Annotated in this window: 13 protein-coding genes; 4 read left to right on the forward strand and 9 right to left on the reverse strand. The window is 67.2% G+C overall.

The features are described 5' to 3' along the window. Window positions 1-189 (reverse strand): hypothetical protein (locus SX243_19710; protein MDY7095209.1); only part of this gene is annotated, 189 nt, incomplete at its 3' end. 298 nt (window positions 190-487) lie between these two features. After that, a complete protein-coding gene (locus tag SX243_19715; protein ID MDY7095210.1) occupies window positions 488-2,260 on the reverse strand; it encodes an SLC13 family permease in 1,773 nt (590 codons plus the stop codon). Window positions 2,261-2,556: 296 nt separating this feature from the next. Between SX243_19715 and SX243_19720 the strand changes: the two genes are divergently transcribed. Further along, window positions 2,557-2,925 (forward strand): 6-carboxytetrahydropterin synthase, encoded by a 369-nt coding sequence (locus SX243_19720; GenBank protein ID MDY7095211.1) that lies wholly within the window; start codon window positions 2,557-2,559, stop codon window positions 2,923-2,925. A gap of 28 nt (window positions 2,926-2,953) precedes the next feature. On the opposite strand, the gene SX243_19725 is transcribed toward SX243_19720, so the two are convergent. Continuing rightward, complete coding sequence (locus SX243_19725) at window positions 2,954-4,831, reverse strand: family 20 glycosylhydrolase (GenBank protein ID MDY7095212.1); 1,878 nt, start codon at window positions 4,829-4,831, stop codon at window positions 2,954-2,956. A 103-nt stretch (window positions 4,832-4,934) separates the two neighbouring features. Between SX243_19725 and SX243_19730 the strand changes: the two genes are divergently transcribed. Then, complete coding sequence (locus SX243_19730) at window positions 4,935-6,140, forward strand: permease (GenBank protein ID MDY7095213.1); 1,206 nt, start codon at window positions 4,935-4,937, stop codon at window positions 6,138-6,140. Window positions 6,141-6,198: 58 nt separating this feature from the next. Here the strand turns inward: SX243_19730 and SX243_19735 are convergent, their stop codons facing one another. The 6 genes from SX243_19735 to SX243_19760 all read right to left on the reverse strand — a co-directional run bounded on the left by SX243_19735 (window position 6,199) and on the right by SX243_19760 (window position 12,866). Then, window positions 6,199-7,152 carry a dienelactone hydrolase family protein gene (locus SX243_19735; GenBank protein MDY7095214.1) on the reverse strand — a complete coding sequence of 318 codons (954 nt, stop codon included), beginning with the start codon at window positions 7,150-7,152 and terminating at the stop codon, window positions 6,199-6,201. A gap of 90 nt (window positions 7,153-7,242) precedes the next feature. Beyond that, window positions 7,243-7,923 carry an ABC transporter ATP-binding protein gene (locus tag SX243_19740; protein ID MDY7095215.1) on the reverse strand — a complete coding sequence of 227 codons (681 nt, stop codon included), beginning with the start codon at window positions 7,921-7,923 and terminating at the stop codon, window positions 7,243-7,245. Then, the gene (locus SX243_19745; GenBank protein MDY7095216.1) at window positions 7,920-9,155 is read right to left on the reverse strand and encodes an ABC transporter permease; all 1,236 of its coding nucleotides are present in this window, start codon (window positions 9,153-9,155) and stop codon (window positions 7,920-7,922) included. Before SX243_19745 ends, SX243_19740 begins: the two co-directional genes overlap by 4 nt. Then, a complete protein-coding gene (locus SX243_19750; protein ID MDY7095217.1) occupies window positions 9,152-10,468 on the reverse strand; it encodes an efflux RND transporter periplasmic adaptor subunit in 1,317 nt (438 codons plus the stop codon). The genes SX243_19745 and SX243_19750 overlap by 4 nt, the downstream gene beginning before the upstream one ends. Next, window positions 10,465-11,664 carry an efflux RND transporter periplasmic adaptor subunit gene (locus tag SX243_19755; protein ID MDY7095218.1) on the reverse strand — a complete coding sequence of 400 codons (1,200 nt, stop codon included), beginning with the start codon at window positions 11,662-11,664 and terminating at the stop codon, window positions 10,465-10,467. The genes SX243_19750 and SX243_19755 overlap by 4 nt, the downstream gene beginning before the upstream one ends. An 8-nt stretch (window positions 11,665-11,672) precedes the next feature. Then, window positions 11,673-12,866 carry an HlyD family efflux transporter periplasmic adaptor subunit gene (locus SX243_19760; GenBank protein ID MDY7095219.1) on the reverse strand — a complete coding sequence of 398 codons (1,194 nt, stop codon included), beginning with the start codon at window positions 12,864-12,866 and terminating at the stop codon, window positions 11,673-11,675. A 252-nt stretch (window positions 12,867-13,118) separates the two neighbouring features. Between SX243_19760 and SX243_19765 the strand changes: the two genes are divergently transcribed. After that, window positions 13,119-14,408 carry a DNA repair exonuclease gene (locus SX243_19765; protein MDY7095220.1) on the forward strand — a complete coding sequence of 430 codons (1,290 nt, stop codon included), beginning with the start codon at window positions 13,119-13,121 and terminating at the stop codon, window positions 14,406-14,408. 30 nt (window positions 14,409-14,438) lie between these two features. Beyond that, the coding region (locus tag SX243_19770) for an AAA family ATPase (protein ID MDY7095221.1) at window positions 14,439-15,485 on the forward strand (1,047 nt) is incomplete at its 3' end.

Raw genomic sequence — 15,485 nt, forward strand, 5'->3', positions numbered from 1 at the left:
GTCGAGACCGAAGGCGGCGAGCTCCTCGCCGGTGTGAACCCAGACGAGCTCTCTCGCAGAATCCGCGGCCACCGCCCGGGCGTCGGCGGTCCCGGGTAGAGGGTCGAAGATCTTACCGGTGGTCCGATCCGCCGGCAGGGCGCCGCGGTCGGTGGCTAGATAGACGTCGGCGGCGGCCGGGAGGGCCAATCCGAGAACGAGCCCGAGAACGAGCCCGAGAACGAGCAATAGGCTCGAAAGTACATTTCGAAGGGCACGAGGCATGGCAGCTCCTTCCCGAGCCTTCAAAGCGGAAGCCCGGCGGTCGCGTGATGGGAAAGCTGCCGGAGGTTTATCGGGTCGCCGAGGAGGGTGTCAAGGCATCGTCACTTACCGTGCTGAACTAAGAGGAAAATGCGGCAAGATGAACAAGAGCGCTGGAGCAAGCACTCCCTCTCAGACAGAGCCGATAGGGAGCCGACGCTCCCAGGGCGCAAAGCTCGTGCTCTCAGAACGGCCAGATCACCGGGATCAGGGCAACGGTGATGATCCAGAAGACGATCTTGAGGGGCCAGCCGAGGCGAATGTAGTCCATGAAGCGATAGCCGCCGGGGGCGTAGACCATGGCGTTGGTGTTGTAGCCCATGGGGGTGAGGAAGCTGGCGGAGCCGGCGAAGGCGACGCCCATGAGGAAGGGCATGGGCTCGACACCCATCTCCGCGGCGACGCTAGCGGCGATGGGGACCATCAGAACGACGGTGCTGTTGTTGGACATGATCTCCGTCAGCAACGAGGTCGCCAGATAGATGATGGAGAGTACCGCCAGCGCGCCGAGGCTCTCGCCAGCCAGCACCACCGCGTGGCCGATACGGTCCGCGAGGCCGGTATTCTGCATCGCCGTGCCCACCGGCAGGATCGCCGCCACCAAGAAGATCACCGTCCAGTTGATGGATTTGTAGGCTTCTTGAATCTTCAGGCGGCGACTGACGATCATGGCCACGGCACCGAGGATGGCGGCTTCCATGATCCCCATGATGCCGGTGGCGGCGAGGATCACCACCGAGGGTACGATGAGGGCGCCGATCCACCATTTGGGGTCGAGACGCAGGCGCAGATCCCGCTCCTGGAGGGAAACGAAGTCCTCGACGTCGTAAAGCGCTTCGACCCGTCGCCGGGGACCGAAGACCAACAGCGTGTCCCAGCGTTTCAGAGGAACCATGGCGACCTTGTCCCGCATGGGGTCGCCGGTGCGGTTGATGGCCAGGACGAAGCAGCCGAAGCGGCCGCGGAAGTCGATCTCTTTGAGGGTCTGGCCCTCGAGGTTGGAGGCTGGGGACAGCTGCACCTCGGCGAGGATGTTGTTCTCGTCGTCGAGGTCCTCATCCCGCAGCTTGAGGTCGGTGAGCAACAGCAGACCGTAGACCTGCTTGCAGCTCACGATGTCCTCCATGGCTCCGCGCAGGAGCATCACGTCGCCGGCCTGGATCACCGTGTTGCGCAGATCCTGAGAGATCTTTTGGCTGCCGCGGAGGATCTCCAGCACATTGAGCTGGAAACGCTCGCTGAGCTGCTCGGAGATCACCGTTTTGCCGATGATCTTGGAGTCTTTGGGTACCTTGATCTCGGTGAGGAAGGAGCTCATCTGGTACCGGCGGGTCAGGCTGGAGATGATGCTGCGGGAGGGCAGCACCTGCTGGGAGCGCACGATGGTGTAGATCATCCCCACCACGAAGAGGATCGAGCCAAGAGAGAGGAACTCGAAGACACCCAGCGGCGGCAGGCCGTATTCCGTCGCCATGGCGGAGACCAGCAGATTGGTGGAGGTGCCGATGAGGGTACAGGCGCCGCCGAAGATGCAGGCGTAGGAGAGCGGCAGGAGGATCTTCGACGGGCTGAATTTGTATTGCTTGGCCAGATAGATCGCCACGGGCATGAAGATGGCGACGCTGGCGGTGTTGTTGATGAAGGCCGAGAGAACACCGGCGAGCACCAACAGGGAGGTCGCTGCCACGAAGCGGGAGCGACCTGCCATCCCGGCGATGCGGTGAGCAATGCGGTTGATCAGGCCACTGCGCACCAGCCCTTCGCTGACGATGAACATCATCATCACGGTGATCACCGCCGGGTTGGAGAACCCCGCCGTCGCCTCCTCCGGCGTCACCAGATTGAAGATCAGCAGCAGCCCTAGAGCCACCAGGGCCACCAGATCGATGGGCATCAGCTCCCAGGCGAACGCCACCACCATGAAGACGATGATGGCGATGAGGATGAATGTACCCATGATGATGCCGTGTTCCTGACCGGCAAGATCCCGGCCTCTCGCCGGTCTCGGTACCGATTCACCCAGCCTGGACCGCGGTGCCCGGAGGCTTCAGGGTGAATCTCACCCCGTCTCGACCCCTCCGGCCAAGTCGCTGAGGCCCGCTGTGGGCGGCAGGAAGCAGTAGGGGAAGTCTACCAGCTCCCACCCCTTCTCTCGGGAACTTTGACCGCCTTCCCCAAAGAGCCAGAGACTCATGGAGTGCGGTAGGCTCCCCTCCACGGATCGACCCACCCTGAACTTTCGGGATCTCCATCATGAGCCACTACACCCTGCGCATTCGCAGCCGCTTCGAAGCGGCCCACCACCTGACGTCCTACCACGGTGAGGCGGAACCGGTACACGGCCATTCCTGGCTGGTGGAGGTGGAGCTGGCCACGGACGAGCTGGGGCCAGAGGGCATGGCCTACGATTTCGTCGAAGTGAAGCAGGCGCTGGAAGCCCTGGTGGCCCCCTTCCACCACCAGCACATCAACACCGTGCCGCCCTTCGACGAGCTCAGCCCCACCACCGAGCACATCGCCCGCCACCTCTTCCATCGACTGGAGGAGGCTCTTCCCCAGGCTCCCCTGAGTCAGCTGACGGTGTGGGAAGGGCCGGATTGCTCGGCGACGTATCGACCGTAGCGCGCGGGGCGAAAAGCCTGCCCCCGTCTCATCCCCTGAGCTCTGCCAACAACTGCTCCAACCGCCCAGCGGAATCGTCGAGGCCGCCGGGGCGGTTGCGGGCGAGCCAGATCTCGCGATACTCGGGGAGGAGCGGAGCAAGACGGTCGGCGAGGCACTGACGGGTCTTGGCGGCAACGGCGTCGAGAGGCTGGCCTTTGCCGGCTTTGAGGCGGGCCTTGGCCAGGCGGATGGCGAAGAGGAGGAGGTCGGCGGCCCAGCGCAGCTCGCGCAGGACCAGCTCGGCGTCGGGGCGCTCCAGGCGCGTTTTGGCGAGAGCTTTGCGGCCGGCCTGCACTGCATCGCGCGCTTCCTCGAGGCCCTCCTTCGTCATGCCTTGGTAGCGCTTTTCGTCCAAGGTATCGGAGAGCCGGACCAGCTGAAAGAAGAGCGGCGAGCCGTTGAAAGGGCGGGCACCGGTGAGACCGTGGGCGGCTCCCAGATCCCACAGCGCCTGCCCCGCCCGGCCGGCGAGGTCATGGAAGACGTGGTGATCCAGCAGCGCCGGCAAGCGCTCCGCCAGGCCTTTCCGAGACTCGACATTCCAGGCGCAACCGGCGCCGGCGAGCAGACCCGGGTAGCTCACCGGCAGCGGCTGCAGATGGCCGAAGTCGCCCCAGTCAGTGATCAAGTACCCGCTGGCGCCGTGGGCCAGCCCGTGCTCCGCCGCGGAGGCGAGATTGGCCACCGCGTTGTCCGGCCGCCCGGTGAGGCTGCTCCAGCTGCTGGTACCGGGGCAAACGTAAAATTCGAGCCCCGAGCGACCAAAGGCGGCAGCATGCTCCTCGAAGCTGTGATCCGCCTCGTAGCCCCACTCCAGGGCCACCGCGTCCTTGGGCAGCTCGGGGATGAGGTCCGGCCGCTCGATGATGATGTCGCCCCAGAACTGGATTCTCCGACCATGCTCCGCCGCCAGATCCCGCACCTGGCGCAGGAAGTCCAGGTAGACCTCCTCGCGACCGCGGCGACGGCAGGCTTCGGCGGAGCGGCCCTTGCCGAGGTCGAAGGTTTCGTCACAGCCGACGTTGAAGAGACGGCTGCGGAAATTGGGCAGCAGCTGAGCGTAGAGATCCCGCAGCAGCTCTAAGCTCTTCGGATCCGTCGGGCAAAGGCTGAAAGGCCGCTCTTCGTCGCCGAAGGGAAACGGCTGACCCTCCGGGCATTCCGCCAGGGGCCGGTAGCGGTCGAGGACGAGCCAGCGGTGGAAGTGGCCGAAGCTGTTTTGATTGGGCACCAGCTCGATGCAGCGGCGGCGGCAGAGATCGTCCAGCCAGCGCACGTCTTCCGCCGTCAGAGCGCCGACGCCCTGCCAGACCTCCTCGTGACCGGCGTAGGCGAAGGTGTGCTCCATGTAGAGCTGGAGCTGGTTGATCTTCCAGCAGGCCAGCAGCTCCACCAGATGCTCCAGGGTCTCCTTCGTCGGCACCTTGTCGCGGCTGATGTCGAGCATGACGCCGCGGTGGGCGAAGTCCGGCCAATCCTCCACCATCAACCCCGGCAGCCGCACCCGCCGGCGTAGCGGAGGATGGGCTCGCAGCCATTGAACCAGGGTGAAGACGCCGTAGAGCAAGCCGGCGGTATCGGAGCCCACCAACTCGACGCCGAACTCGCCGACGTGCAAGCGATAGCCCTGAGCCCGCTCCACCGGAGCCGGATCGATGACCAACCGAATCTGCCCGCCGCGCTCGACCCGCCGCGGCTGCAATCCGCGCTCCTCAAGAGCCGGCTCGAGGATCTCCAAGGCCGGTGCCGCCAGCTCGTCCGGCGCCAGCACCGAAAGCCGCACCTCACCCCGGAGGACACAGGCCCCGGGGGAGTCTTCGAAACGCTGAGGTCGCGGATGCAGGAGGGTGTCGCCGCTAGCCATCGGGCGCGATCATGTCATGAAGTCCTTCGACCAACGCCTCCGGGTTCCCTGGAGACCGCTGGAGCGGCACCCTACAATGGAGACCCGTCGAGGAAGGAGAGAAATGGATTTTCTGAGTTTGTATGGAGAGGCGGCAAAAACCGCCGTCGGATTTTTCTGGAAGGCCGGTTGGGCCTTCGTGCTGGGCTACACCATCAGCGCCATGATCCAGGCCTTCGTGCCGGAGCGCCGGCTCACCCGCCACATGGGGCAGCCGGACGCCGAGAGCGTTGGTCTGGCCACCGCCTTCGGCGCCGCGTCCTCCTCGTGCTCCTTCGCCGCCCTCGCCGCAGCCCGCTCGCTGCTGGCCAAGGGGGCCCACTTCATCAGCGCGGTGGCCTTCATGTTCGCCTCCACCAACCTGGTCATCGAGTTGGGCATTCTGATCCTCATCTTCCTGGGCTGGCAGTATCTGGTGGCAGAGCTCATCGGTGGCTTGCTGCTGATCCTCGTCAGCTCGCTGCTCATCCGCTGGACCTATCCCAAATCGTGGATCGAGGCGGCCCGGGAGAAAGCTCAGGAGGAGACTCCGGAAGAGGAGGAGTCCTTCTCGCCCATGGACCGCATCACCAGCCTCGACGGCTGGCGGCGGGTGGGTCATGGCTTCGTCATGGAGTGGCAGATGGTGTGGCAAGAAATTCTGGTGGGCTTCACCATCGCCGGCTTCGTCAAGGTCCTGGTCCCCGAATCCTGGTGGAAGACGCTCTTCCTGGCCGATTTCAAGGGGCAGATTCCCGATCTGGTCATCGCCCTGGAGAACGCCGTGGTGGCCCCCTTCGTGGCTGCCCTGACCTTCATCGGCTCCATGGGCAATATTCCGCTGGCCTCGGTGCTGGCGGGTAGCGGGGCCGCCTTCGCCGGTGTCATGGGGTTCATTTATTCGGATCTCATGGTGCCGCCGCTGGTGCGGGTCAACGCCCGGTATTACGGCTGGAAGGTCGCTTTGTACATCGCGGGCGTGATGTTCGTGAGCATCGTGGTCACGGCGCTGGCGTTGCATCTGGGATTCGGCTTGCTCGGCTTGACGCCGGACGGCGCCGCCGCCAAGGGCCCGGAAGCACAATTCCAGATCGACTACACCTTCTGGCTCAATCTGGTCTTCCTTGGGGTCGCCGGAGCGATGGTACTGCTGCACCGCCAGCATCGTCGGCAGCACGAGGGCGGCGGTCACCACATGCAACACGGGGGCAAGGTGCAGACGGCGGTCACCTATCTGGCCATGGTGGTGGTGGCCATCGGCCTGGTGGTGTTCTGGGTCACCGGCAGCTAGCGGCCAACCCCTTGCGGCGCTAGCGGGTTCACCGCCGGTGACGTTTCAGACTCGGTGATCAGTCCGGAGCTCCGGGCTGCAGATGCCGGCGCAGGAAGTCCTGGGTCAGGTCCCAGGCCTTCTCCGCCGCCTCGGGCTGGTAGCGCTCGCCGGAGGGGTTGGCGAAGGCGTGATCGGCACCGGGGAAGATCGCGATGGCGTTGTCCTTCCCGAGATCCTCCAGGGCGGTCTCGAATTCCTGCACGCTCTCCACCGGAATGCCCTGGTCTTCTTCACCGAAGATGCCGAGCACCGGCGCCTGCAGCGCTGCCAGCTCGTCGGGGTCGGTGATCAGGCGACCATAGTAGATGACCACCGCCTGGATCTGGTCGGGCATCAGCAAGCCGGTGCGCAGCGACCAACCGCCGCCGAAGCACCAGCCGATGACGCCACTGCGCACCGCGCCCTGGCGCACCAGGAAGTCCTGGGCCTGGCGCAGGTTCTCCTCCAACTCGTCAGTGCGCTCGGTGGTGCCCTGCATCAGCTCCCGGGCCGCCTCCGGAGTGTCCGCCGACTCACCGCCGTAGAGGTCCACCGCCAGCGCCATATAGCCTTCACCGGCCAGGCGCCGGGCCATGTTGCGGATGTTGTCGTTGAGGCCCCACCATTCGTGGATCACCAGAATGCCGGGTACGTCCCCCTGGACTTCCTGGGGCTGGGCGAAGAAGCCCTGGATTTCCCGATCCCCGAGGACGGCGTAGGTCACTTCTTCCTCATCCACCGGCATCGCAGGCTCCTGTTGCGCCGCCGGCGAGGGCTCGGCGGTGTCGTCGGCGTGCTCGGTGGCCATACGATCCTCGTAGGAAGCCTCGGTATCCTCCTCACCGCCCTCTACTGGCTCGTTGGTCGGCGCGGCACAGCCCACGGCCACCAGCGCCAGCACGAGGCCGAGGATCAGGGCGGGCAGAGCTACGGTGGAAACGAGGGAACGGCGAAAGACATCGAACGGGCTCTCTGGGGGAGCGAGCTTCATGGCTGACCTCCTGGCGAATCAAAGGGCAAAGGGGATCTTTCCAACTGCGAAAACGCTACCACAGGGGCGTGACTTCAGCGTGAAACGAGCTCAGCCATCCGCCACCACTTTGCCATCCCGTAGCTCCACGGTGCGGTGGGCTCGGGCGGCGACGTCGGCCTCGTGGGTCACCACGATGATGGTGGCGCCGGCCTGGTGGAGCTGGTCGAGGAGGGCCAGGATCTCTTCGGTGGTGGAAGTATCCAGATTGCCCGTGGGCTCGTCGGCGAGGAGGATGGCGGGGTCGTTGACCAAGGCCCGGGCGATGGCCACCCGCTGGCGCTGGCCGCCGGAAAGCTGGGCCGGGCGGTGGTCCATCCGATCCGCCAAGCCAACCCGTTCCAGCGCCCGGCGGGCCCGCTGGCGGCGCTCCTGGACCGGCTCGCCGGCGTAAATCAACGGCAGCTCGACGTTGCTCACCGCATCGGTGCGGGGCAGCAAGTAAAAGCTTTGGAAGACGAAGCCGATCTCGCGCCCGCGAATGGATGCCAGGGCGTCGTCGTCGAGATCGTGCACCGCCTGACCGCGCAGCTGGTAGGTCCCTTGGGTGGGCGTGTCGAGACAGCCCAGCAGGTGCATGAGAGTGGATTTGCCGCTGCCAGACGGGCCGGTGATGGCGAGGTACTCGCCGGAACGCACCTCCAGATCGATACCCGCCAGGGCGTGGACCTGGGAGCCTCCCAGATGGTAGGTGCGGTGCACTCCGGAGAGCTGAATCAGCGGCGAAGTCATTCGTAGCGCAAGCTTTCGATGGGGTCGAGGGCGGCGGCGCGGCGCGCCGGGTAGAGGCCGGAAGCGATGCCCACAGCCACCGCCACTCCCGCCGCCAGCAGGATGGAGCCGAGGGTCACCACCGTCGGCCAGCCGGCGGAGGCGGCGATGATGCGGCTGATGATGACTCCGAGCAGTATGCCGGCGAGGGCTCCGACGGCGCTCAGGGCAAAGGCCTCGGCGAGAAACTGGGTCAGCACATCCCGACGGCGGGCGCCCACGGCCCGGCGCACGCCGATCTCCCGGGTGCGCTCCAGGACCGTCGCCAGCAGCGTGTTCATGATGCCGATGCCGCCCACCAACAGGGAGATGCCGGCGATGCAACCCATCACCAGATTGAACAGGCGCTGAGTCTTGCGGCTCTGCTCCAGCAGCGCCTCGGGCACCACCAGCTGGTAGTCGTCCACCCCGGCATGGAGCCGTTGGAGCAGAGTGTCGATGGCGCGGGCGGCGGTGCGGGCGGCACCGGGCTCGGCGAGCTCCACCACCAGCTCGGAGAGGGGCGCCGCCACCGGATCCCGTTCGAATTTGCGGAGCGCCGTGCTCACCGGCACATAGACGGTGTCGGCGGTGGAGCTCACCGCCACCCCCTGGAAGCTGTCGCTCTCGGCTCCCTCCGGCGCCAACACTCCCACCACTTCGAGCCATACGTCGTTGACCTTGAGGAGCTGGCCCACCGCCTCGCCGTAGCCGAAGAGACGCTGGCGCACGCCGGGACCGATGACCCCGACCTGAGCGTGGTCGCGAATGTCCAGGGGATCGAGGAAGCGCCCTTCCTGAACCTGCAATCCGGCCAGCGCCGCGTGACCGTCGCCAACGCCGAAGACCGCCGCGTCGGTGACCGCTCCCTCGGCGACCACCGACCAGACGTCGATGGCGGCGCGGGGGGCTACCCGCTGCACCCCGGGCACGGCGTCGAGGATGGCCTCGGCGTCGCGCAAGGAGACGCCGACGGATTTGCGCCGCAGCTCCTCCGCCTCGTCGGGGTCCAGCACTTTGGCCCGAACCAGCACATTGTTGAGCCCCAGGCGCTCGACCATGGCCAGGGCCTCCGCCTCGGCACCGGCACCGATGGAGAGCATGGCGATGACCGCTCCGACACCGAATACGATACCCAGCATGGTCAGACCGGAACGCAGTTTGTGCCCGGCCAGACTGTCGAGGGCCAGCCGCAAGGCCTCCAGAAAGCTCATCCGCCGGCCACCTCCGAAGACGCTGTTTCCGGCGGCTCCAGGCTCTCTCCGTCTGAGCCCTCTGCCCCCTGATGCTCGTTCTGCAGGTCTTGATTCTGCAGGTCCCGATTCTGCAGGTTGGGGGGCTTCTCCAGGGCCACTCGCTGGCCCTCCTCCAGCCCCTCGGCGATCACCCGCAGGCCCAGTGACGCCGGCCCCGCATCGACCCGCTGTACCTCGACCCGAGAGCCCTCCACGCGGTAGACGAAGGCGCCGTCCTCGTCTTCATAGACCGCCTGCCGAGGGATCACCAAAGCATCGTCGGCCCGTTCCAGCTCGAGGGTGGCACGGACCCGCTGGCCAGGCTTCATGATCTCCAAGTCCGCCTCTTCCAGCTGCAGCGTGACGGCGAAGTACTGCACCGGCGAGCCGGTGGACCGGGGGCGGGCGATGCTGTCCACCCGCTGGATGGTGGCGGCATAGGAGCGCTCCGGATGAGCCTCCACCAAGACTTGAGCGGGCTTGCCCGGGGTCAAACCGGCGGCGTCCGCCTCCAGAACGTGAACCTCCACCTCGAGCTCGGTGAGGTCGGGGATCTCCGCCAGCGGCTGACCCCGCCAGATGGAGGCCCCTACCTGCAGGCGCTCACCGCTGAAATCTCGCACCCAGGTGAGCAGACCGGCGTGGGGCGCCCGAACCTCCAGCGCCGCCAGGCCCTTCTCCGCCTGCTCCAGCTCCAGCTGTGCCTTGCGGCCCTCGATGGACAAGAGATCGAGCTCGGTTTGGGACAGGGTGCCGCGGATTTGGCTCATCTCCTCGGCGTGCTTCCGCCGCTCCTCCGCCAGCTCCTCGTCCACCGCGTCCTCCACGATCTCCAGCCGCGAGTAGAGCTCGGTGTCGGTGCGGCGAAAACGGCGGGCGGTTTCCAACTCCATCTTCGCCACTTCCAGGCGGGTCTTCAGCTCCGCGAGCTTGCCGAGGCTCTCGTTGCGCGATTTGTCATGCTCCAGACGGTTGCGCTGAAGCCCCTCTTCCGCTTCTTGGAGCTGCTGCTCCATCTCCTCGGGATCGAAGCGCGCCACCACCTCACCGGCCTCCACCTGCACCCCCTCGGGGGCCATCCAGGCGAGGCGCGCCCGGCGCTGCACCTGCGGCGGCACGGTGATGATGGTCACCCGCGAGGCCTGGAGCACGCCCTCGGCGGTGACCCGGTGAACGAAGTCGACCCGCTCCACCGGCGCCGTGGGCACCGAGGCGGTCTCGCCACAGCCCGCCAGGGTCAACAGGACCGTGGCGAGCACGAGCATCAGTGGTGCGAGCGGTGACCCTCTCATCGCAGCAACACTTCCTGGCCTCGGGACACGCCGCCCAACACCTCCACGTGGGTGGCGTTGCGACGGCCCAGCTCGACTCGTCGGGATTCGGTGCCGAACCAGCCGGCGACCTGCACCACCGGCCCCTCGGGGCGGGGGAAGATCGCCTCCAGCGGCACCACCAGAGCGTCTTCGATGCGATCCACCTCGACGGTGCCGGTGAAGCGCATCCCCGGCAGCATGCGCTCCCCGGCGGTCTGCTCCAGCACGATGTCGAGGCGGGTGACCTTGCGGGGATCGTTGACGGAGCGTGGCTTGACCACCCGGTGGATGCGCTCGACCCTCCCGGGGAGGGGACGATCCGGATAGGCGTCGAGGCGTAGAGTCACGGGCTGTCCCGGCTCCAAACGCCCGGATTCCGCCTCGCGCACCGCTCCGGCGCCCGAGAGCTCGTCGAGCTCGGGAATGGCCACCACTTTTTGCATGCGCCAGGCGGTGTCGCCGATCTGCTTCTTGTCGCCGTTGAAGTCGCTGACGTAGACCACCGAGCCCGCCCGCGGAGCCCGCACGGTCATGGAAGCGATTTCCTGCTCCCGCCGGCGCACTTCTTCCGCCGCCTGACGGGTACGCTCCTGAAGTCCCTGAAGCTCCGCCTCGCCCCCGGTCTCCAGCAGCTCTACCAGCCGCCGCCGGGCCTCGATCTCGTCCTGCACCAGCTGGTAGTCGATTCGCGCTTTCTGTAGCTCGTGGGCCGCCTGGATCTCCGGCGGTACGTCCACTTCCAGGTCCAAGCGGCGCAGCCGCGCCTGGGCTTCCGCCAGCGCCAACCGTTCTTCCTCGAGCTGTAGAGCGACCTCGTTGCGCCGCTGTTGAAGACGCTTTTGCTCCGCCTCCAGGTCCGCCCGCACCTTGGGCAGATCCCGCACCAGCTCGCTGGTGTCGAAGCGCAGCACCGGCTCGCCGACCTCCACCGTGCTGCCCTCCGGCGCCATGAAGGAAATCTTGTAGCTCCAGATGCGGGAAATCTGCGGCGGCCCCAATTCGATGGAATTCACCGCCTCCAGCTCACCGGTGACCTCGACCCCCAGGACCAGATCGCGCTGCTCCACCGTCGCCTGCCGCGGATCGCTGTCGGCCCCGACGCCCCACCACAGACCCAGTACCAAGATGCCGAGCAGCACTCCCCAGACGATGCAGCCAGTCGTGCGCCCAGTCATGAGTCCAGTCATGAGCCCGCCCCCGCCAATCGCTCTTCATCTTCCGCTGCCGGCTGGTCCGCCTCGGCACCGGAGAGCTCCTGAGCGAGCACGACGCAGCGGTGGGCATCGCAGGCGCCCAATCGCACCGGCCGCTCCTCCCCCCCCGCCAGCAACAGCCGGGGCCCCTCGTCTCCCCACACCAGCGCCGACCGGGGAACCACCGGCATCCCGCCCTCGCCCTGCTGGGGCACCAGCACCCGCACCGACATCCCCGGCCGCAGGGCCGACGGCAACGGTCCTGCCAGGGCCAGGCGGACGCCGAAGGCGCGATTGGCGGAATCCGGCCCTTGGATGTCCGCCAGCCCGTCGACGCTGCGCACGCGGGCGTCGAGCTCCAGCTCCGGGAAGGCGTCCGGGGTCACGATGGCCTTCATACCCGGCGCCAACCGACCGTCGTCGACGTCGGAGAGGCTGGCCTCGACCTCGAGACTCCCGAGGTCGGGAATACGGGCCAGCCGTTCCGCCGGCCAGACCTGATCGCCCACCTGCCACGGACGCCGCTCGCGCATATTTTCCGAGAACAGAACCAGTCCATCGTCCGGAGCGCGCATGGCCAAGAGATCTAGATCCTTGCGCGCCCGACGCAGCTCCTCCGACGCCTGATCCCGCTTCAGCCGATCCAGCGCGACGGTGGCCTGACCGCCAGCCTTCGCCGCCACCAGCTCCTGCTGCGCCTGGTCGAACTCCAATCGTGCTTTCTCCAGCTCCAGCTGTCGGTCCTCGTACTCCGCTCGCGGCTGCAGCTCCGCGGGTACCTCGGCGTCGAGGCGAGCGCGGTCCAGGGCCGCCTGCTTCTGGCGCAGCTTGAGCTCTGCCCGGGCGATCTCCGCCGCCACCCGGGCTCGGGTCACCTTCAGGGTCTGCTGAGCTTGTTCGAGATCCCGTTCGAGATCCTCCAGCCGGGAGGCGATGGCCTCGTTGTCGAATTCCACCACCGGATCTCCCGACGCCACGGAGGCTCCATCCTCGGCGATCCAGCGAATCTCCATCGGCCGGATGGCGGCGTCGGGAGCGTAGAGCTCGATGGCCCGCTCCACCACCAGCTCACCGGTGAGCAGCAGGCGCGGCTCCACCGGGGTGCCCTCGACCCGTAGCTCTCTCGGAGGCGGCGGCCCGCCGTCCCCGTCCGCAGCCACCGGCGAAGCACCACAGCCGATCATCGACCCGGCCACCGACACTGCCAGCAGAACCGCCCCAAGAACCCTCCACGGGCACTCCCGGCGAGGCCTTCGGCGGTCTGGTCGTATTCGTTGCATCTTGAGGATTGTACGAAACTCTGGGTCTTGCCGTTGCATCGCGTCATTGCTGCGGTGAACCTCGACGGCCGGCCGGCGCGACGGTGGAGATCGCTCAACGCTTGTTCGGCCCCTTCACCAGGGATACCATCGCAGAGTTCCCCAAACCATTGAATCATGGCCGAAACACCTCCTTTCTCGTTCCTGCACTGCGCAGACCTCCACCTCGACAGCCCATTCCGAGGCCTCGAGGAGGTTGCTCCGGCGGTGGCGCAGGTGTTGCGCCGAGCCTCCTTCCAGGCTCTGGACCAGCTGGTGCAGCGAGCCCTCGACACCGGCGTCGATTTCGTGATCTTCGCCGGCGACGTCTACGACGGTGCCGACCGCAGCCTGCGAGCTCAACTGCGCCTGCGGGAAGCCCTGGAACGGCTCGCCCGGAGAGGGGTGGAATGCTTCCTGGCCCACGGCAACCACGATCCTCTACCCAGCTGGCAGCGGGGGCTGGAGCTCCCCGAGGGCGTGCACCGCTTCCCCAGCGAGGTGAGCTCCTTCGAGATTCAGCGGCGAGGCCGGACGGTCGCCCAAGTCCACGGCATCAGCTATCGCCGGCGGGACGAGACGGAGAGCCTCCTGCCCCTCTTCCCCCGCCGCCCCGGGCCCCCCTTCGCCATCGGCGTGCTGCACGCCAATGTCGGCGGCCTCAAGGGGCACGACAACTACGCCCCCTGCACCCTCGATGAGCTGCGGTCCCTGGGCTTCGACTATTGGGCCCTGGGGCACGTCCACCATCGCCAGGTACTGGAGCGGGGTCAGCCGTGGGTGGTCTATCCCGGTTTCGTCCAGGGCCGCAGCGTGCGCGAGCCCGGCCCCGGCGGCTGTTATCGGGTGGAGGTGGACCGCCAGGGCACGGCGCGGCTCTACTTCGAGCGCCTGGACGTCGTGACCTGGGTGGAGGAGCAGATCGACGTCAGCGGCCTCGACGCCACCGACCGGCTGCTGGACCTCGCCCTGGAGCGCCGGGAAGCCCTCCGCCGAACGGCGGTGCGCAAGACCGGCTCGGAGGAATTGGCCCACCGGCCGGCGGTGCTGCGACTGAGGCTCACCGGCCGCTCACCGCTCCACGGCTCGCTGGTCCGCGGCGACCTGCCGGCGCAGCTCCTGGAGGCGCTGCGGGACGGCGAGGAGGAGCGCCCGGACTTCGTCTGGACGGAATCTTTGGAGCTTCATACCCGACCACCAGTGGACCGCTCCGCCCGCCGCCAGCAGGAAGATTTCATCGGTGAGTTGTTGCGCGCCGGTCATCGCCTGCGGCAGCGGGAAGACGCTGCCGCGGAGATCCGCCGGCGCCTTGGCCAGCGCCCCGAAGCACGGCTGGTGGAAGACGCCCTCGACCAGCTCGACGACGAGGAGATCCTGGCTCTGCTGGACGATGCCGAAGCCCTGGCCTTGGACCATTTGGAGCCCTGAGGAAGATACCCAGCAGGTATCCCCACCATCATGCGCATTCTCGACTTCCACATCGACGGCTTCGGGGTCTTCCACGACCAGGGCACAGAGCGCCTGGGGAGCGGCCTGTGCCTGTTCGAGGGAGCCAACGAGAGCGGCAAGAGCACGCTGGTGGAATTCTTCCGCTTCGCCCTCTTCGGCCCGGCGGGCCCCCGGGGCCGCAGCTATCCACCGCTGCGGGGAGGTCGCCCCGGCGGCCGGCTCCGGCTGGAGACCTCCACGGGACACCGTTGGTTGTTGGAACGCAGCGACTCCGGATTGATGGTGCACCCGGCGCCGGATCCGGGCTTCGACGGTGATGCCACCCGACCCGCGGCGCCCCCCAGCCCCGACCTCCCCGGGACCGAGTCCCAAGACCTCAACCAGACCCTCCCTCTGGCGACCGGAGCCGCGGCTGACAGCACCCCGGATGAGGGGGGCCCAGGAAGCGACAACCCCCAACCGGCCTGGATGGGCGGCCTCGACCGGCGTACCTTCGAACGGGTCTTCGCCATCGGCCTGCAGGACCTGCAGGGCCTGGAAGTACTCACCGAGGAGGGCCTTCGGGGCCGACTGCTGGCCGCCGGAACCGGCCTCGGGGATGTCGACCTGCCGGCGGTGCTGGCAGCGCTGGATCGCCGGCAGCGGAGCATCTTGTTGCTTCGGGGCAAGCGGCCGAGCCTCAACTACCACTTGCAACAGGCCCGGGATCTGGACCGGGAGATCGGCGGGCTCCAGGAGCTCCCGGCGCGCTACGAGGAATTGGTCCAACGCCGGCAAGAGATCGGCCGGGAGCTGAAAAGCCGCGAGCAGGAGCTGGCGCAGACCGAGCGCCGCCTGCGGCACCTGGAGATTCTGCGCCAGGCCCGAGAACCGTGGCTGCGTTGGAAGAGCGCCGGCGAGGAAATCCAGCGCATCGAGGAAGAAGTGGGAGAAGGCGAGCTGGACCAGGAAGCGGTGAACCAGCTGGAGCGGGAGGTCGCCGAGCTGGAGCAGCAATATCGCGCCTCCCGAGCCCGCCTGGCCCATCTGCGGGAGCGCTGGCGCACCGCCGGTGGG

The sequence above is a fragment of the Acidobacteriota bacterium genome, from assembly GCA_034211275.1.
In the GTDB taxonomy this organism is placed as follows: Bacteria; Acidobacteriota; Thermoanaerobaculia; order Multivoradales; family JAHZIX01; genus JAGQSE01.

What these genes read in the sequence shown, in the direction of transcription:
- SX243_19725 (MDY7095212.1), bottom strand. Translation starts at nt 4,831, where the DNA reads ATGGCTAGCGGCGACACCCTCCTGCATCCGCGACCTCAGCGTTTCGAA.
- SX243_19760 (MDY7095219.1), bottom strand. Translation starts at nt 12,866, where the DNA reads ATGATCGGCTGTGGTGCTTCGCCGGTGGCTGCGGACGGGGACGGCGGG.
- SX243_19715 (MDY7095210.1), bottom strand. Translation starts at nt 2,260, where the DNA reads ATGGGTACATTCATCCTCATCGCCATCATCGTCTTCATGGTGGTGGCG.
- SX243_19755 (MDY7095218.1), bottom strand. Translation starts at nt 11,664, where the DNA reads ATGACTGGGCGCACGACTGGCTGCATCGTCTGGGGAGTGCTGCTCGGC.
- SX243_19765 (MDY7095220.1), top strand. Translation starts at nt 13,119, where the DNA reads ATGGCCGAAACACCTCCTTTCTCGTTCCTGCACTGCGCAGACCTCCAC.
- SX243_19735 (MDY7095214.1), bottom strand. Translation starts at nt 7,152, where the DNA reads ATGAAGCTCGCTCCCCCAGAGAGCCCGTTCGATGTCTTTCGCCGTTCC.
- SX243_19745 (MDY7095216.1), bottom strand. Translation starts at nt 9,155, where the DNA reads ATGAGCTTTCTGGAGGCCTTGCGGCTGGCCCTCGACAGTCTGGCCGGG.
- SX243_19720 (MDY7095211.1), top strand. Translation starts at nt 2,557, where the DNA reads ATGAGCCACTACACCCTGCGCATTCGCAGCCGCTTCGAAGCGGCCCAC.
- SX243_19740 (MDY7095215.1), bottom strand. Translation starts at nt 7,923, where the DNA reads ATGACTTCGCCGCTGATTCAGCTCTCCGGAGTGCACCGCACCTACCAT.
- SX243_19750 (MDY7095217.1), bottom strand. Translation starts at nt 10,468, where the DNA reads ATGAGAGGGTCACCGCTCGCACCACTGATGCTCGTGCTCGCCACGGTC.
- SX243_19730 (MDY7095213.1), top strand. Translation starts at nt 4,935, where the DNA reads ATGGATTTTCTGAGTTTGTATGGAGAGGCGGCAAAAACCGCCGTCGGA.